The organism is Bacillus thuringiensis (assembly GCF_001182785.1).
Classification (GTDB): Bacteria; Bacillota; Bacilli; order Bacillales; family Bacillaceae_G; genus Bacillus_A; species Bacillus_A thuringiensis_S.
In genome coordinates this window covers 3,267,570-3,282,870 of sequence record NZ_CP012099.1, presented here as the reverse complement: position 1 = coordinate 3,282,870, position 15,301 = coordinate 3,267,570, and the positions used below count along the sequence as shown (strand labels likewise).

The window sequence follows — 15,301 nt, the reverse complement described above, 5'->3', positions numbered from 1 at the left end:
AAACAACTGAATATAAAGGATGAAATGAAACATGTTACATAAGTCTACTGTACATGCTGGTAATAACCGCTGGATACATATTAAGTTCATATGTTTCATGAGCTTAACAATTTTATGTTTAATTGGATCTATATTTTTAGCCATTTCATTTGGTGCAAAAGATATTCATTTACAAACGGTGTGGGCAGCGGTTTTGGATTACGATCCGAAATTAACGCAGCACCAAATTATTTATGAATTAAGGCTCCCGAGAGTAATTGGAGCAGCAGTTGTAGGGGCAGCTTTTGCGGTCGCTGGAGCGGTTATGCAAGGAGTAACACGAAATCCTTTAGCTGATGCAGGTGTACTTGGCATAAATGCAGGAGCGATGTTTGTAGTAGCACTTAGTTTTGCTTTTTTTCCGCATATGCCGTATTCCTATTTAATGATTGTTTCCTTTATTGGAGCAGTCTTAAGTACAGTACTTATTTTTGTTATTGGATCAGCAACATCAGGTGGGTTAACACCAATGAGGTTAACGATTGCTGGAGCTGTTATGGCAGCGCTTTTACATTCATTAAGTTCAGGTGTTGCGATTTATTATGATTTAAGCCAAGATTTAGCGTTTTGGTATGCTGGTGGTGTTGCAGGGGTTAAGTGGGAACACTTGAAATTTTTAGTTCCTATTATTCTTATAACGATTATTTTTGCGATAGTGTTAGGGCGATCTATTTCACTCATATCAATGGGGGATGATGTTGCTACAAATTTAGGAGTGAAAACGAACCGAACGAGAATACTAGGGATGACTATAGTAGTTATTCTGGCAGGTGTTTCTGTTTCGGCTGTTGGTTCTATTGGATTTGTAGGATTAGTTATCCCGCACATTGCTAGAAAATTAGTTGGTGTTAATTATAGACTCATTATTCCTATGTCAGCATTATTAGGAGCTATGTTATTAGTTGTAGCTGACCTAGGAGCAAGAACAGTAAATCCTCCTAAGGAACTTGCGATAGGGATTATGGTAGCTCTTGTTGGAGTTCCGTTCTTCCTCTATATAGCACGTAAAGTCGGGAGGGAGCTATAAGTGAAAGATCTTTTTAACACGGATAAAAAGAAAGCTATTACTGTAACTACAATCTTCGGATGTGTAAGTATCGCTGTAATTTTAATTAGTTTAAATACAGGGACACTGAGTATAGCGCCACTTAAAGTAATTGAAACACTTTTTGGTTATGGTGATTTTGAGAGCGCAACCGTGCTATACGATTATCGTATGCCAAGAATTATTATCACAATGTTAGCCGGTATTGGCCTTGGGATTTCCGGTGCGATTTTGCAAGGATTATCACGTAATGCACTTGCAGACCCTGGTATTCTTGGACTGCATTCAGGTGCATCTTTCGGGCTAATTATATTCGTTACATTCTTTCATTCTATTAATGAAAGTGCATCCATTTTAATACCGTTATTTACATTTGGCGGAGGAGTATTAGCTGCATTTCTTATTATTTTACTTGCGAGTGATCGGTCAAATGGTTTACTTCCCATTAGACTTATTCTCGTTGGTATTGCAGTTTCAGCTGGTTTTAGTGCAATTTCGTTATTTTTCTCTCTCAAGTTAAATGATGAGACGTATACATTCGCTTCTAGATGGCTTGTTGGTAACGTGTGGGGAAGGGATTGGATTCATGTCCTTGCATTATTACCTTGGATTTTCATACTAACCCCTTATGCGTGGCTAAAATCTAAAACGTTAAATGCATTGTCACTAGGTGATAGTGTAGCGGCAGGACTTGGTGTTTCTGTTCAAAAAGAACGGTTATTACTATTAGCTACAGCGGTTGGATTATCTTGCGCAAGTGTATCGATGGCAGGAGGGATTGGTTTTATCGGTTTAGTTGCTCCACATATTGCAAGAAAGTTAGTAGGTACTACCTATCAACATTTTCTTCCGCTAGCTGGCATTATCGGAATGATTATTTTAGTACTAGCAGATACGATAGGTCGTTCTATATTCGAGCCAAATTCTATTCCAGCTGGTGTAGTAGTGGCAGCTTTAGGAGCACCTTATTTTCTTTATTTACTTACAAAAACAAAATAAATACTTCAAAGAGGAGAACATATGAAAAAGAAACTTACTATTTTATTTAGCATCATGTGTATTTTAGTATTAGCAGCATGTGGTCAAACGAAAGCTAATGAAGAGGCAACGAAAAAAACTGAAAAAAGTAATAATCCGAAAATCGCTTCTATGTCCATTCACTTAACGAATAATTTACTTGCATTAGGAATTACACCTGTAGGCTCTGTTATTGGTGGAGATTTAAAAGATTTCTTACCGCATGCTAAAGAGAAGTTGAAAGATACGAAGAAGCTTGGTGTTGTAACAGATCCGAATATGGAAGCGTTACTTCAGTTAAAGCCATCTGAAATTTATGTGGATGAAAAATACGCTGGCAAAGATTTAGCGAAATACGAAAAAATTGCAAAAACACATTCTTTCAATTTAGATGAAGGTACGTGGAGAGATCATTTAAAACAAGTTGGTAAACTTGTAAACCGTGAGAAAGAAGCAGATAAATATATTCAAGATTACGAAGAGCAATCAAAACGAGTAAAAAGTTTAATAGATAAAGAGCTAGGTAATAACGAAAAAGTAATGGCAATTCGCGTTACTGCAAAAGAATTACGTGTATTTAGTACGAAAAGACCGATGGGACCAATTTTATTCCAAGACTTAGGATTACAACCTGCAAACGGTGTAGAGAAAATTGATGGAAACCGTCCTTTCGAAGTCATTTCACAAGAAGTATTACCTGACTTTGATGCAGATGCGATTTTCGTTGTTGTAAACAGAGATGATAAGGCAAAAGCTGCATTTAAACAACTTCAAGAAACACCAATTTGGAAAGATTTAAAAGCAGTTAAAGGCAAGCACGTATACATTATCAATGATCAACCATGGCTTGACTATTCTGCTTTAGGAAACAAAATGGCAATGGATGAAGCGGAGAAAATGTTTACGAAATAATATCGATTCGTTGTTAGGAAGACCCTATAAATTTTGAGGGTCTTTTTTTATTGTTAGAATAAATGAAAAATTATACAATGAATTTAATTTAACGTAGAGGAGATATGCCAATGTCAGCGCTTATTGTAAGTATCCCGTTTATGAAACAAGGGGATAAATAGGCTAAAATAAGTATCCCCGCTATTAAAAAAAAGGGGAGTTTGAAATGACAATGAATCTTTTTCGAAATAAAACGATTAAATTATCAGCTATTAGAGAAGCTGATGCTGAAGTAATGGCTATGTGGCAAGAGGATAGTGAATATTTAAGAAATGTAGATACAGATGTAGCATTCCCGCAATCGATACAAGAAATAGCAAGTGATGGGCTATTAAAAGGACGGAAATCGAATAGTGTATCTTTCATGTTGAGGACAGTTCAAGATGATCGTTTAATTGGTTTTGTGGCGATTCATGGCATAGAGTGGAATAACAGAACAGGGTTATTAGCAATTGGTATAGGAGATGCGAATGATAGAGGGAAGGGATATGGAAAAGAAGCGATCCATCTTATCTTAAAATATGCTTTCTATGAATTGAATTTGCACCGCGTCGGTCTTGATGTTATCTCTTATAATAAAGCTGCGATTGAGTTGTATAAAAAGATGGGTTTTCAGATGGAAGGTTGTATGAGAGAAGCAGTTCAAAGAGATGGGAAGTGTTTTGATCGTATGATTATGGGGATATTGCGGGATGAATGGATAGAGCTGTAAGATTAGCGAATACATTCAATATTATATATGTAGTATGCAGGAGATATAATGATAATTGGCGAAAATTTACAGTGAACTGATTGAATTTATAAGGAGTTATGTAAAATGAATTTAGAAAAAGCAAAACCAGTAAATGAAGAGGTCGCTGAATTAAAGGAACTAATTAAAGAGTTACACGGAAGTGTACATCAACTGCAAAGCGAAGTGCAGCAACTAAGGCACGAAAGACCAGTTGTTGAAGTGAGAAAAGGTGTTCAATTATCACCAACAATTGTCGGACAAATTGGTGGTATGATTTTAGGTGGGTTAGCAATTATCGGTATATTTTGGTGATGAAAAAAGGTTTGCAGCACGATGCTGCAAACCTTTTGTATTTGACGATATAATTTCATGCAATACAACTTTTACATTAAATAACGTAAATATATATAAGCATGTGATAACAAGAGTGCAACAATAGTTAATGGTAAACCAATTTTTAAGAAGTCCATATAAGAGAAAGCATGTCCTTCACGTTTTGCAATACCAGCAACGACTACGTTTGCAGATGCTCCGATTAGCGTTCCATTTCCTCCTAAGCAAGCACCAAGAGATAACGCCCACCATAGTACTTCGATTTGCGGAGAATCGACAGATAGTCCGAGTCCTGTAGCTAAGTCTTGAATAAGAGGAATCATCGTAGCGACAAATGGGATGTTGTCGATTGTCGCAGATGCGATGCCAGATACCCATAAAATAAGTATAGCTGCGAATCCGATGTCACCGTTTGTTACGTCGATTACTTCTTTTGCAAGTGAAGAGATAAGTCCGATATCAATTAACCCGCCAACGAGAACAAATAGTCCGGCGAAGAAGAAAATGGTTACCCATTCAACGTGGGCAAATACATCTTCAATATCATGTTCTTTCACGCCGATTAACATAAGAAGTGTAGCGCCTGTCATCGCGATAACAGCAGCGTCTACATGAATAATCGAATGAAGTACGAAGCCTAAAATAGTTAGTCCTAAAATCGAAATAGATTTTAAAAGGAGGCTTTGATCTTTAATGTAATCTTTTTCGTTTAATGCCATTAGTTTTTCGATTTGTTCAGGTGTTGTTTTTAGTTTGTTACGATACATGAAGTAAATAATGCCAAGTGTCACGATAGAAATAATAATTACGATTGGAGCTAAGTTAAGTAAAAAGGCGTTAAAGTCTAAATGCTTGTTTGCTGATCCAATCATAATATTAGGTGGATCACCGATTAATGTTGCTGTTCCGCCTATATTTGAAAACAGCACTTCTGAAATCAAATAAGGCACAGGATTTACTTTTAAAATACGTGTAATGGATAATGTAACAGGAACGATTAATAAAACAGTCGTTACATTGTCCAAAAATGCTGATCCGACAGCAGTTAATAGGGATAGTAATAATAAAATGCGAATCGGTTTTCCGCCAGCCGCTTTTGCCGCTTTAATGGCCACAAATTCAAAGACGCCTGATTGACTCGTAATATGTACGAGAATCATCATCCCAATTAAAAGGGTAATCGTTTCCCATTGAATATGTGATGTGAAAGCAGTATGTAAATCTACAACTCCAAAAATAATCATAATAGCAGCACCGAATAGTGCGATTACAGCACGATTCAATTTCTCAGAAATAATAAATCCGTACGTGATTAAAAATACGGCAATTGCAAAATAATATTGCCAATTTGCTACTTCATGTGCTGATTGTTCCAATCATGTCACCTTCTTTAAATTATGTATTCAATTGTCGAAATGTATCTCGCTGCAATAATGCGGGATAAAATATATTGTAGCAAATTCAAAAAAGAAAGAAAACTATTTAACAAAGTGAAGGAAAAAATATATTTTTTACATATCATATAAAAAATATAAAAAACACAGTGCAAATTATTAGGAAAAGTGAGCGTTGTCCTCTAATATAGAGATAGCAATTTACATTATTTTTGCGTAAAATGGTTTAAAGAGGTGAATTCCGATGGAAATAGTAAAAGATAGTTCTCTTATTCAAAATGAAATTGAACGTTTTGTAAATAAAGATGTATATATTCATTTAGAAACGACAAACGGAGCGTATGCATCACACATAAATGAAAAGATGATGACAGTTGGTGCTTTCATTCGAAATGCAATTATCCGTTTTGAACGCGGGAAGATAACTGGAACAAATCCATACCGAGTTGGTTTAAAAATGGATCATGGTTGGGTATATGCTGAAGGTATTACGCACTGGGAAGTAGACGGTCAAGAGCGTTTATTACTAGCTGGACATGATAATTTAGGTCGTCTAGCAGTCGCACTTGAGTTAAGCTTAACACCATTTAAGTAAGAAGGAGGGAAACTTATGGAGAGACATGTACTTGTTGTATTTCCGCATCCAGATGATGAAGCATATGCTGCGGGAGGAACAATTCGCTTATTAACAGATCAAGGAGTACCTGTAACATATGCATGTGGTACTCTAGGACAAATGGGACGTAACATGGGTAAGAACGTATTCGCTAACCGTGAAACGATTCCAAATATCCGTGAGAAAGAATTGAAAGATGCTTGTGAAGCGATGGGGATTAAAGATTTAAGAATGCTTGGCTTCCATGATAAAACGTTAGAATTTGAAGATGTTGATTTCGTTGCTGACAAAATTGAAGCAATCATTCAAGAAGTAAATCCATCTCGAATTATTACATTTTATCCAGAGCACGGTGTACATCCAGATCATAATGCATTTGGCCGCGCTGTCGTTCGCGCTGTATCACGTATGCCAAAAGAAGAGCGCCCAGTTATCCATGCGGTTGCGATTACGAAAAATCGTGAAGCAGTATTAGGAGAACCGGATGTTGTAAATAACATTAGTGAAGTATTTGATCATAAATTAACTGCACTAGGTGCGCACCGTTCACAAACAGAAGCAATGCTTGAAGACACGCATGCAAAAATAAAAAACAAAGATGCAGCAACATTAAAATGGCTGCAACTTGAACAATTTTGGACTTATAAATGGGAGTAGGCTAGAAGGGTATCTTCTAGTTGCTCTTACATAGAAAAAGCGCCGTCACTTGTGATGGCGCTTTTTCTTGTTGAAGACTATATATTTCTTAGGGTGCTTCAAAATTTTAAAATTAACGTGCAGTATAGCCTCCATCAACAAGAAGTGTTGTACCGTTAACAAAACTAGCATCATCACTTGCTAAAAATAAGACAGCTTTAGCGACTTCTTCTGGTGTTCCAAGTCTGCCTTGTGGATGAAGTGAAGCTAAATATTCTTTTTGTTGAGGATTAACACTACCTAGTAAAGGGGTGTCAATATAACCAGGGCACACCGCGTTAATACGTATTCCATATTTAGCGTAGGCAGTACATAAATTTTGAGTTAATAGTTTCACACCACCTTTTGCAGAGGAGTATGCTGTTGGGGTAGGTAATGAAACAAAACTATGAATCGAACCAGCGTTAACGATGACACCACCTGTACCTTGTTTAAGAAATTGTTCAATCGAATATTTATCAGAAAGGAATACCCCAGACAAATTAATATCAATAGTTCTTTTCCACTTTTCATAGGATAATTCGTTTGCCGGTGCATCATCAGCAACGCCGGCATTGGCATACATAATATCTAATTTACCGTATGTACTTACTGTCTCATGAATTAGCTGTTTAATATCTGCCTCTTTTGTTACATCGGTTTTAATAAATAACGTATTATATCCATGTGCATTCAATTCATCTGATAGTTCTTTTCCACGTTCAGAAAAGTCAGCAATAACTACTTTTGCACCTTCTTCGATAAAAAGACGAACAGTAGATTCGCCAATTCCACTTGCACCACCAGTTATGATTGCTACTTTGTCTTTTAATTTCATATAAACCTCTCCATTCATCAATGAATTTAAGTCGAATTTTTAAATCTTGTTACTAAACTATTAACCTTAAATAGTAAGTAGATAGAAGAAAAAGCTCGCGTTTACTTAATCGTGAGAGTGCTTTTTTTCTTTAGTGTACTTTTTGATACAGGTATGGACGAAAATATTAATTTGGTCAATTTTATCATTAGATTGAATATTTGGTAAAGAGCTCTCGAACAGAGCGAGTACGGATGCTGAAAAATTAAAATAAACATGCAGTATTATTTGTAGGGTAAGGAACAAAGAAGAGAGATGCATAACGAAAACTACTACTCTAGTTAAATAGGAAAAAGCCTTGCAGGGGGGCAAGGCTTTAAACAGGGTATTAAAAATTATTGATTTATTAAGAATAACTTCTTCTTGTGAATAAACTAATTTTAGCATGATAACTCATATATATGTGTTACGAATTTGTGAATAAAAACTTAATGATAAAAGTATGAGTGAAAGGAAATAATGTATTTGAAATATGCATTATTACACAAAGTTCAGTTGAAATAGGGATGGAAATAAAAAAGCGCAATGAGCAAAATAATTAAGAGACGAATTATACGAAAGATCAGTGGAACGCCTAATATTTAATTTGTTTCACTATATTATTATTTCCGATGCTACAAAATTCAAGAAATGAATTATTAATATAAAAACAAAAAATCCTCAGAATCTACGGCTTTAAAATGAAAAAATTTTAATCATAGGGCATAAGGGAATTCTATATTGATTGGTTGAAAAAGGGGATTTGTATATTTAATTTCTTTTTGCATTTAATTCTTTAGAACTGATTTTTAATAATGTATATAAGAAGCGTATATTTTGAATTATTTAATAGAATAATATATATTTATATTGATTTAATGATTTTAGTTTGTTAAAAATGGGGAAATCGATATGAAGGTTAAATTTGCTGTAATAAAAGATGAGAATTTTGATTGTATTTTATTGGAAACAAAATTATTGAAAACTTTTAAAGAAGTAGATTGTGAAGCAGATATTGTAAAGGTTGAGGATGAAATTATTGAAAACAATGATATACAAACGCATTTATCAGAAATAACCATTCATGTTACTGGAAAAAATATCGGATATAGATCCGTTTCAGCCAGTATATTTATTGTTCTAGAGAGTTTATCAATACAGCTATTTCGTATTAATATTAGTATACATTAAGCAGCTGAAAAAGTGGATTCTTCAGAAAATCATACTGATTATATTGAGTTGTAAATATGAAAATGGTGATGAAAACAATAGAAATTATCGTAGGTGCTCCCGAATGTTGGATTGCACCTTGTTTGTTGTTAAATAAACAAGGGATTCCTTTTCTAATTTTAATTTATCTTAACGCTAATTTATAAATAGAAGAATGGAAACATGTGAGTAATTCAATTAGATTGTACAAATAATTTGGTACGCGGATATACGCAATGTATTCACAGGTAAGAGGGTTGTCTCATAATATATATAGATTTTTCTATTAAGATGAACAGAGGGTGTGAATATATGGAAGATGTTTACGCTAAAATTGACAGTTTAAAAGCGGAGCAAAAAGAAATTATGAGAGACATTCGAAATTTAGAAACGCGTACTACTATTAATGAGAAAGATATAGCAACAATCAATAAGCAATTAGAAAAAATAAGTACAAACACAACTTGGATTTTGCGGATTATTATTAGCGCGATAATAATGTCAGTTTTAGGATTAATATTAAAAGGAATGATTTAGTCTTGTGAAATAGAAAGATAGAAAAGAAAGAGGGGAGCTCCCTCTTTCTTTTCTGTAAATGAGAAGCTATAAATTTTCCGTTTCCTTTTCACCTGCATATTTTTCCTCTAAAGAAATTAATAGAGGAATGGATACAGTTACTAGAATAATTAAAGTAGTTATAAAAGATTTAGAAAGAGAAAAAGAACCTTCAATTAAAGGTGATAAAAACTTGAATGAAAGTATACTTGTTATTAAGGAAATTACTAAAAAGCTCAAAAGAGATATGTCTCTATAAAGTCTTTAATACAGGTTATTACGACAAAAATAGTTAATATGATAAGAGAAATAAAATAATGTGTTACATTTGTCATACTAATAGTAGGATCGTCTATTATGTAAGCAAGTAACTTAGATACTAACATGCCTCCAAACAATAAAATAATAAAAGCGAGTAATTCTTCCGATACATAAGTGCTGAAATTATCTTTCTTGTTAAAAAGCTTATAGTTCAGAGTAGATTGGGTTATTTGAATTAGGAATAGGCTAATAATCCATACATAATATACAATTGGTAATTCTCCTGAGAATAGAGAAATTAGAAAGTTTACTACTGTCCTTAAAATTTCAATCATTACGAAAGTCCTCCTGTTTGTAAGCTTGTGACATTAAAATATACTAGTCTATCGTTTAATAATTAAACTTATGAATTCAAACTATTTCTAATTATTCCATAAAAAGGTGACTGCATCAAGTTATCTTTTTAACAATCCTCCAAGGCCGAGCACTAGTAAAAGAAACGCAATATGTAATATAATTGAAAAAGTATATTTAAAAATCAATGTTAATATTACCCTCCTATAAGTATTAACATACGTAATTGAGGTGTTTTCTTTGTTGTTTTATGATCGAATTTCTATAATGGCCCCTCCTGTTCCGTAGCTAAGGAAAGTCTTTTTATTTCTGAGATTTTCAAAGTTATAGGAGGGTATGAAAAATGAAAAAAGTCTCAGTACCATCACTTTTGTTAATGATTATTCTTGTCGCATTTCCGCAAATTAGTGAAACGATTTACACACCGTCTTTACCGGACATTTCAAAGGCGTTACATGTAAGTAATAATGAGGTGCAGTTAACACTTAGTGTGTATTTTGCTGGATTTGCGTTAGGTGTATTTTTTATTGGGTGGTTATCAGATATAATTGGTCGTCGCCGAGCGATGTTACTTGGAATTTTCATATATGGCGCTGGGAGTTTCTTATGCTATATTGCAAGTTCCATTGAAGTTTTATTGATAAGTCGTTTTATTCAAGCGTTTGGAGCAAGTGCAGGATCCGTGGTTACACAAACGATTCTTCGGGAAAGTGTAGAAGGGCATAAGCGGCATGTTATGTTCGCTCAAATTTCGGCAGTCATTGCTTTTACACCAGCTATAGGACCGTTAATTGGTGGCTTTCTTGATCAAATGTTTGGATTTAAAATAGTATTTTTAAGTTTAGTTGTTATGAGTGTCGGGATTTTTCTGTATACGTTTGTTTCTCTTCCAGAAACAAAAACGGACTCAGTGACAAATGAAATAAATGTCTTTTCAGTATTGAAAAGATTAATTACAAATCCGAAAGTAGTAACATATGGGCTATTAATTGGAGGAGCAAATGGTGTTTTATTTAGCTATTATGCAGAAGCGCCGTTTATCTTTATTGAATACTTTCAATTATCACCTAGTATGTATGGATTTTTAGGAATTGTTGTAGCGTCTGCTTCTATTGTTGGAGCGAAAGTTTCAAAACGTTTACTTGCTACTTATAAACCAGAGAAAATTATATATATCGGTTGTCTCGTAATGATAGGAGGAGCTATCCTTTTATCTGTTATTACGTTTGTTGGATCAAATCCGAATGTTATATATATGGTTGTATTTTTAATAGCGATGTTTATATTGTTATTAGGGATTGGAGTAGCGTTACCTAACTGTTTAAGTTTAGCGTTAGTAGATTTTCAAGATGTTATTGGTACAGCAGGTGCATTGTTTAGTTTAGGGTACTATGTAATTGTAACGATGACAATTTGGGGAATGAGTCAGCTGCATACAGGCTCGTTACTGGTGATGCCACTTTATTTTCTGGTTATTGTAGTTATAATGGCAATGTTTACTAAAGTGTTTATCTTTGGTAAGAAAACTTCGAAATCGATTTAAATATGAAATCGTAAAAGAGTCTCATTTTTTAATGAGACTCTTTTATATTTTATGCCTCAAAATTGGACTGGACTAAAGAAGTTAGTAATTTATTAATATATTAAATTTCTGATTGGTATATGAATCTAGCGTTTGGGAAATTACGTTATCAACTATGAAGATTGAAGTGCATGAAGTATGAAACCGAGGAAGATAAGATCTCCTCGGTTATTTATATTGTAATAATATACATGCCGGAATCATATTGAATAGATGTATTTTATTGTTAATTTAGTTAAAAATTAAGTGCGATCATGCATATTGATTTATTGAAAAAATAATTGAATTTTTCAGATTAATGAATTAATATAAGGTAAGTAATTTTAAGATTTATAGAATATTGGAAGATGAAAGGTTTTGAGAATTTTATTAGGAGCACAAAACGATTTTAGGATAGCTTTAAAGCTAGTGTAAAATGACGTTTGCTTCATCATTTTCAGGGCCGAAAGGAATTAGGGGAAAGCATCTTGTTTTAAAATGCGGCTATGAATCATCTAAGAGGGGGAAGTGAAGTGGCAAACAAAGAATTGAAAAGAGGTTTAGAAGCACGTCATATTCAAATGATTGCTTTAGGCGGAACGATTGGTGTTGGTTTGTTTATGGGGTCAGCCAGCACAATTAAATGGACAGGTCCGTCAGTAATGCTTGCTTATGCAATTGCAGGTATTTTCATCTTCTTCATCATGCGTGCCATGGGAGAAATGTTGTATATGGAGCCAAGTACAGGCTCATTTGCGACGTTCGGTCATAAGTATATTCATCCGCTAGCTGGTTATATGACAGCTTGGAGTAACTGGTTCCAGTGGGTTATCGTTGGGATGTCAGAAATTATCGCGGTTGGAGCGTATATGCAATATTGGTTCCCGGATTTACCAGCTTGGATACCAGGTATAATCGCAATGGTTATTCTTGGCGCAGCTAACTTAATTTCTGTTAAGTCATTTGGTGAATTTGAATTTTGGTTTGCGATGATTAAAATCGTTACGATTCTATTAATGATTATTGCAGGGTTTGGCCTTATTTTCTTTGGAATTGGTAACGGCGGAGAAGCGATTGGCATATCTAATCTTTGGTCAAATGGCGGTTTCTTTACAGGTGGTTTTTCAGGATTCTTCTTTGCATTATCACTTGTAGTTGGAGCGTATCAAGGTGTGGAATTAATCGGAATTACTGCTGGCGAAGCGAAAAATCCGAAGAAGACACTTACAAGAGCGATTCAAAGTACAATTTGGCGTATTTTAATATTCTATATTGGTGCTATTTTCGTTATTGTAACTGTATATCCGTGGGATCAATTAAGTACAATTGGTAGCCCGTTCGTAGCGACTTTTGCGAAAGTTGGTATTACGGCAGCAGCTGGACTTATTAACTTCGTTGTAATTACAGCGGCAATGTCTGGTTGTAATAGTGGTATTTATAGTGCTGGACGTATGCTTTATACGTTAGGTGTAAATGGACAAGCACCGAAATATTTCACGAAACTTTCTGGAAATGGTGTACCTTTATTCGGTACAGTTGGCGTAATTATCGGTCTGGCGGTTGGTGTTGTTTTAAGTTACATCGCACCGAAAAATTTATTCGTATATGTATATAGTGCGAGTGTACTCCCTGGTATGGTACCGTGGTTTGTCATTTTAATTAGTCAAATTAATTTTAGAAAAGAAAAGGGAGCAGAGATGAAAGATCATCCGTTCAAAATGCCATTTGCTCCTGTAACAAACTATTTAACGATTGCCTTTTTAATTATGGTATTAATCGGAATGTGGTTTAACGATGATACTCGTATTTCATTAGTTGTAGGTATTATTTTCTTAGCTATCGTTACAATTAGTTTCTATGCTTTTGGAATAGGAAAGCGAGCTCCGTTAGACGTTCAAAATAATAAAGAGATTTCAAGTAAATAAAGAAAAGGCTGTTCATCTGGAACAGCCTTTTCTTATTGTTGTTATTTGTCGATAAATCGATATACCTTGTCGAATCGTTGATATAATTTGGTTTGTGATAGATATATTTGAAAAATCGTTGATATATTGTACGTTATGATAGATATATTCGAAAAATCGTTAATATAATTTTACATACTATCTGTCACTATCATGATTAAAATTTCTCTAATACGATTTTTCCAATGGTGTGCCCGCTTTCAAGTAGTGCATGTGCTTTCTTTAAGTTTTCAGCGTTAATCGGTGTTAATGTTTCATTTTTATGCAAGCTGTACTGATAGTCTAGAAGGAGTTTATTTCTAAAAAGAAGAATTTTTTACTGTATTACTTTATCCAAAACTAAATGTAAAGGTGGATACATAATGACAGTAAAGAAACTTTATTTCATCCCAGCAGGTCGTTGTATGTTGGATCATTCGTCTGTTAACGGTACTTTAACTCCAGGGAAACTATTAGACTTGCCGGTTTGGTGTTATCTTTTGGAGACGGAAGAAGGTCCTATTTTAGTAGACACTGGTATGCCAGAAAGTGCAGTTAATAATGCAGGGCTTTTTAACGGTACATTTGTTGAAGGACAGATCTTACCGAAAATGACTGAAGAAGATAGAATTGTCAATATTTTAAAGCGTGTAGGGTATGAGCCAGAAGACCTTCTATATATTATTAGTTCTCACTTACATTTTGATCATGCAGGAGGAAACGGTGCTTTTACAAATACACCGATTATTGTACAACGAACGGAATATGAGGCAGCACTTCATAGAGAAGAATATATGGACGAATGTATATTACTGCATTTGAACTACAAAATTATTGAAGGGGATTATGAAGTGGTACCCGGTGTTCAATTATTGTATACGCCAGGGCATTCTCCAGGCCATCAGTCGTTATTCATTGAGACGGAGCAATCCGGTCCAGTTTTATTAACGATTGACGCATCGTACACGAAAGAGAATTTTGAAGATGAAGTGCCGTTCGCAGGATTTGATCCAGAATTAGCTTTATCTTCAATTAAACGTTTAAAAGAAGTTGTGACGAAAGAGAAACCGATTGTTTTCTTTGGCCATGATATAGAGCAGGAAAAGGGTTGTAGAGTGTTCCCTGAGTATATATAGTGCAAAAAGTCATGAGCTCGCGTGCTCATGACTTTTTCGTTTAAATAATTTTTTTGAATAAGTTATATACTTTTTTCGAATTGTCTTCATTTAATTGGTAATACGTAAGGTTTACATCATCAGGAGTATCTTGTTGCGCAATCATCACTTCGCTATTGTGATGATCAACTACCCATATGAAATATTTTTTATAAGTTCCATCTTCGAATGTAATCCACATATCACAATCTATTAAATCTGATCCTTCCTCATCCAATGTTAATTTTCCTTTTTTTGCGGTATTCATACTCGTAATAAACGTTTTTAATTCATCTGTTTTTGTGAGAAAGATATCCTTTTTTGTTTTAATTGATTCTACATGTATATCTTTTATTTCCTGTTTTCCTAAAAAAACAGGGGGCTCATTTGGATCTCGCGAGCTTGAAATAATAGTAGCTTTCTTTTTCGGTTGATTTGCAGTATAGAGATCTTGAATAGATTTTCCCGAGTTTATAAACCATACAATTCCAGAAATAATTAATACGCTACCTAGCAATAAAATAATTTTTTTAATAGGGTTTTCTCCTCTCTATTACTTCGTGTGAAGAGCTTTTCTATTAATATATGATAGGTAAGCGTAAAGT

15 protein-coding genes and 1 pseudogene are annotated in these 15,301 nt (G+C 34.3%); 12 read left to right on the top strand and 4 right to left on the bottom strand.

Annotation, left to right across the window (positions count from 1 at the left end; genetic code table 11):
• Nucleotides 1-31 precede the first annotated feature (31 nt).
• From AC241_RS16940 to AC241_RS16920, 5 genes are all read left to right on the top strand, one after another.
• The gene (locus AC241_RS16940; RefSeq protein WP_050844366.1) at nucleotides 32-1,066 is read left to right on the top strand and encodes a FecCD family ABC transporter permease; all 1,035 of its coding nucleotides are present in this window, start codon (nucleotides 32-34) and stop codon (nucleotides 1,064-1,066) included.
• Nucleotides 1,067-2,083, top strand: coding sequence for a FecCD family ABC transporter permease (locus AC241_RS16935; protein ID WP_050844364.1), 1,017 nt, complete (start codon nucleotides 1,067-1,069; stop codon nucleotides 2,081-2,083).
• A 21-nt stretch (nucleotides 2,084-2,104) separates the two neighbouring features.
• Nucleotides 2,105-3,013, top strand: a complete 909-nt coding sequence (locus AC241_RS16930; protein WP_029442903.1) for an iron-hydroxamate ABC transporter substrate-binding protein — start codon at nucleotides 2,105-2,107, stop codon at nucleotides 3,011-3,013.
• Between the two features lie 205 nt (nucleotides 3,014-3,218).
• On the top strand, nucleotides 3,219-3,764 hold the full coding sequence (locus AC241_RS16925) for a GNAT family N-acetyltransferase (protein ID WP_050844362.1): 546 nt from the start codon (nucleotides 3,219-3,221) through the stop codon (nucleotides 3,762-3,764).
• A gap of 105 nt (nucleotides 3,765-3,869) precedes the next feature.
• The gene (locus AC241_RS16920) at nucleotides 3,870-4,097 is read left to right on the top strand and encodes a coiled-coil domain-containing protein (RefSeq protein ID WP_001047304.1); all 228 of its coding nucleotides are present in this window, start codon (nucleotides 3,870-3,872) and stop codon (nucleotides 4,095-4,097) included.
• 71 nt (nucleotides 4,098-4,168) lie between these two features.
• Here AC241_RS16920 and AC241_RS16915 read toward each other — a convergent pair whose 3' ends face one another.
• On the bottom strand, nucleotides 4,169-5,494 hold the full coding sequence (locus AC241_RS16915; protein WP_043936322.1) for an ArsB/NhaD family transporter: 1,326 nt from the start codon (nucleotides 5,492-5,494) through the stop codon (nucleotides 4,169-4,171).
• 262 nt (nucleotides 5,495-5,756) lie between these two features.
• On the opposite strand from AC241_RS16915, the gene AC241_RS16910 reads away from it, so the two are divergent.
• Both AC241_RS16910 and bshB2 read left to right on the top strand, forming a co-directional pair.
• Nucleotides 5,757-6,107 (top strand): YojF family protein, encoded by a 351-nt coding sequence (locus AC241_RS16910; RefSeq protein WP_000407046.1) that lies wholly within the window; start codon nucleotides 5,757-5,759, stop codon nucleotides 6,105-6,107.
• Nucleotides 6,108-6,122: 15 nt separating this feature from the next.
• On the top strand, nucleotides 6,123-6,785 hold the full coding sequence (bshB2, locus tag AC241_RS16905) for a bacillithiol biosynthesis deacetylase BshB2 (protein WP_000439487.1): 663 nt from the start codon (nucleotides 6,123-6,125) through the stop codon (nucleotides 6,783-6,785).
• A gap of 112 nt (nucleotides 6,786-6,897) precedes the next feature.
• Here bshB2 and AC241_RS16900 read toward each other — a convergent pair whose 3' ends face one another.
• Complete coding sequence (locus AC241_RS16900; protein WP_000768018.1) at nucleotides 6,898-7,641, bottom strand: SDR family NAD(P)-dependent oxidoreductase; 744 nt, start codon at nucleotides 7,639-7,641, stop codon at nucleotides 6,898-6,900.
• Nucleotides 7,642-8,571: 930 nt separating this feature from the next.
• On the opposite strand from AC241_RS16900, the gene AC241_RS16895 reads away from it, so the two are divergent.
• Nucleotides 8,572-8,850, top strand: a complete 279-nt coding sequence (locus tag AC241_RS16895) for a hypothetical protein (RefSeq protein WP_050844360.1) — start codon at nucleotides 8,572-8,574, stop codon at nucleotides 8,848-8,850.
• A 330-nt stretch (nucleotides 8,851-9,180) separates the two neighbouring features.
• Nucleotides 9,181-9,405 (top strand): hemolysin XhlA family protein, encoded by a 225-nt coding sequence (locus tag AC241_RS16890; RefSeq protein ID WP_000390462.1) that lies wholly within the window; start codon nucleotides 9,181-9,183, stop codon nucleotides 9,403-9,405.
• Nucleotides 9,406-9,471: 66 nt separating this feature from the next.
• On the opposite strand, the pseudogene AC241_RS16885 reads toward AC241_RS16890, so the two are convergent.
• Nucleotides 9,472-10,019 (bottom strand): annotated as a pseudogene (locus AC241_RS16885) (DUF5823 family protein).
• A gap of 362 nt (nucleotides 10,020-10,381) precedes the next feature.
• Here AC241_RS16885 and AC241_RS16880 point away from each other — a divergent pair.
• The 3 genes from AC241_RS16880 (at nucleotide 10,382) to aiiA (ending at nucleotide 14,678) form a co-directional block, all read left to right on the top strand.
• On the top strand, nucleotides 10,382-11,581 hold the full coding sequence (locus AC241_RS16880; protein ID WP_043936321.1) for a multidrug effflux MFS transporter: 1,200 nt from the start codon (nucleotides 10,382-10,384) through the stop codon (nucleotides 11,579-11,581).
• A 551-nt stretch (nucleotides 11,582-12,132) separates the two neighbouring features.
• On the top strand, nucleotides 12,133-13,524 hold the full coding sequence (locus AC241_RS16875; RefSeq protein ID WP_001284410.1) for an amino acid permease: 1,392 nt from the start codon (nucleotides 12,133-12,135) through the stop codon (nucleotides 13,522-13,524).
• Nucleotides 13,525-13,925: 401 nt separating this feature from the next.
• Nucleotides 13,926-14,678: a quorum-quenching N-acyl homoserine lactonase AiiA gene (gene aiiA / locus AC241_RS16870; protein ID WP_050844358.1), complete on the top strand. Its 753-nt coding sequence runs from the start codon at nucleotides 13,926-13,928 to the stop codon at nucleotides 14,676-14,678.
• A gap of 40 nt (nucleotides 14,679-14,718) precedes the next feature.
• On the opposite strand, the gene AC241_RS16865 is transcribed toward aiiA, so the two are convergent.
• Nucleotides 14,719-15,213: a hypothetical protein gene (locus AC241_RS16865; RefSeq protein WP_029442898.1), complete on the bottom strand. Its 495-nt coding sequence runs from the start codon at nucleotides 15,211-15,213 to the stop codon at nucleotides 14,719-14,721.
• Nucleotides 15,214-15,301: the final 88 nt, after the last annotated feature.

Excerpts from the sequence above, each read along its gene's own strand:
- AC241_RS16940 (WP_050844366.1), top strand. The coding sequence starts at position 32 with ATGTTACATAAGTCTACTGTACATGCTGGTAATAACCGCTGGATACAT.
- AC241_RS16930 (WP_029442903.1), top strand. The coding sequence starts at position 2,105 with ATGAAAAAGAAACTTACTATTTTATTTAGCATCATGTGTATTTTAGTA.
- AC241_RS16925 (WP_050844362.1), top strand. The coding sequence starts at position 3,219 with ATGACAATGAATCTTTTTCGAAATAAAACGATTAAATTATCAGCTATT.
- AC241_RS16920 (WP_001047304.1), top strand. The coding sequence starts at position 3,870 with ATGAATTTAGAAAAAGCAAAACCAGTAAATGAAGAGGTCGCTGAATTA.
- AC241_RS16910 (WP_000407046.1), top strand. The coding sequence starts at position 5,757 with ATGGAAATAGTAAAAGATAGTTCTCTTATTCAAAATGAAATTGAACGT.
- bshB2 (WP_000439487.1), top strand. The coding sequence starts at position 6,123 with ATGGAGAGACATGTACTTGTTGTATTTCCGCATCCAGATGATGAAGCA.
- AC241_RS16900 (WP_000768018.1), bottom strand. The coding sequence starts at position 7,641 with ATGAAATTAAAAGACAAAGTAGCAATCATAACTGGTGGTGCAAGTGGA.
- AC241_RS16895 (WP_050844360.1), top strand. The coding sequence starts at position 8,572 with ATGAAGGTTAAATTTGCTGTAATAAAAGATGAGAATTTTGATTGTATT.
- AC241_RS16890 (WP_000390462.1), top strand. The coding sequence starts at position 9,181 with ATGGAAGATGTTTACGCTAAAATTGACAGTTTAAAAGCGGAGCAAAAA.
- AC241_RS16880 (WP_043936321.1), top strand. The coding sequence starts at position 10,382 with ATGAAAAAAGTCTCAGTACCATCACTTTTGTTAATGATTATTCTTGTC.
- aiiA (WP_050844358.1), top strand. The coding sequence starts at position 13,926 with ATGACAGTAAAGAAACTTTATTTCATCCCAGCAGGTCGTTGTATGTTG.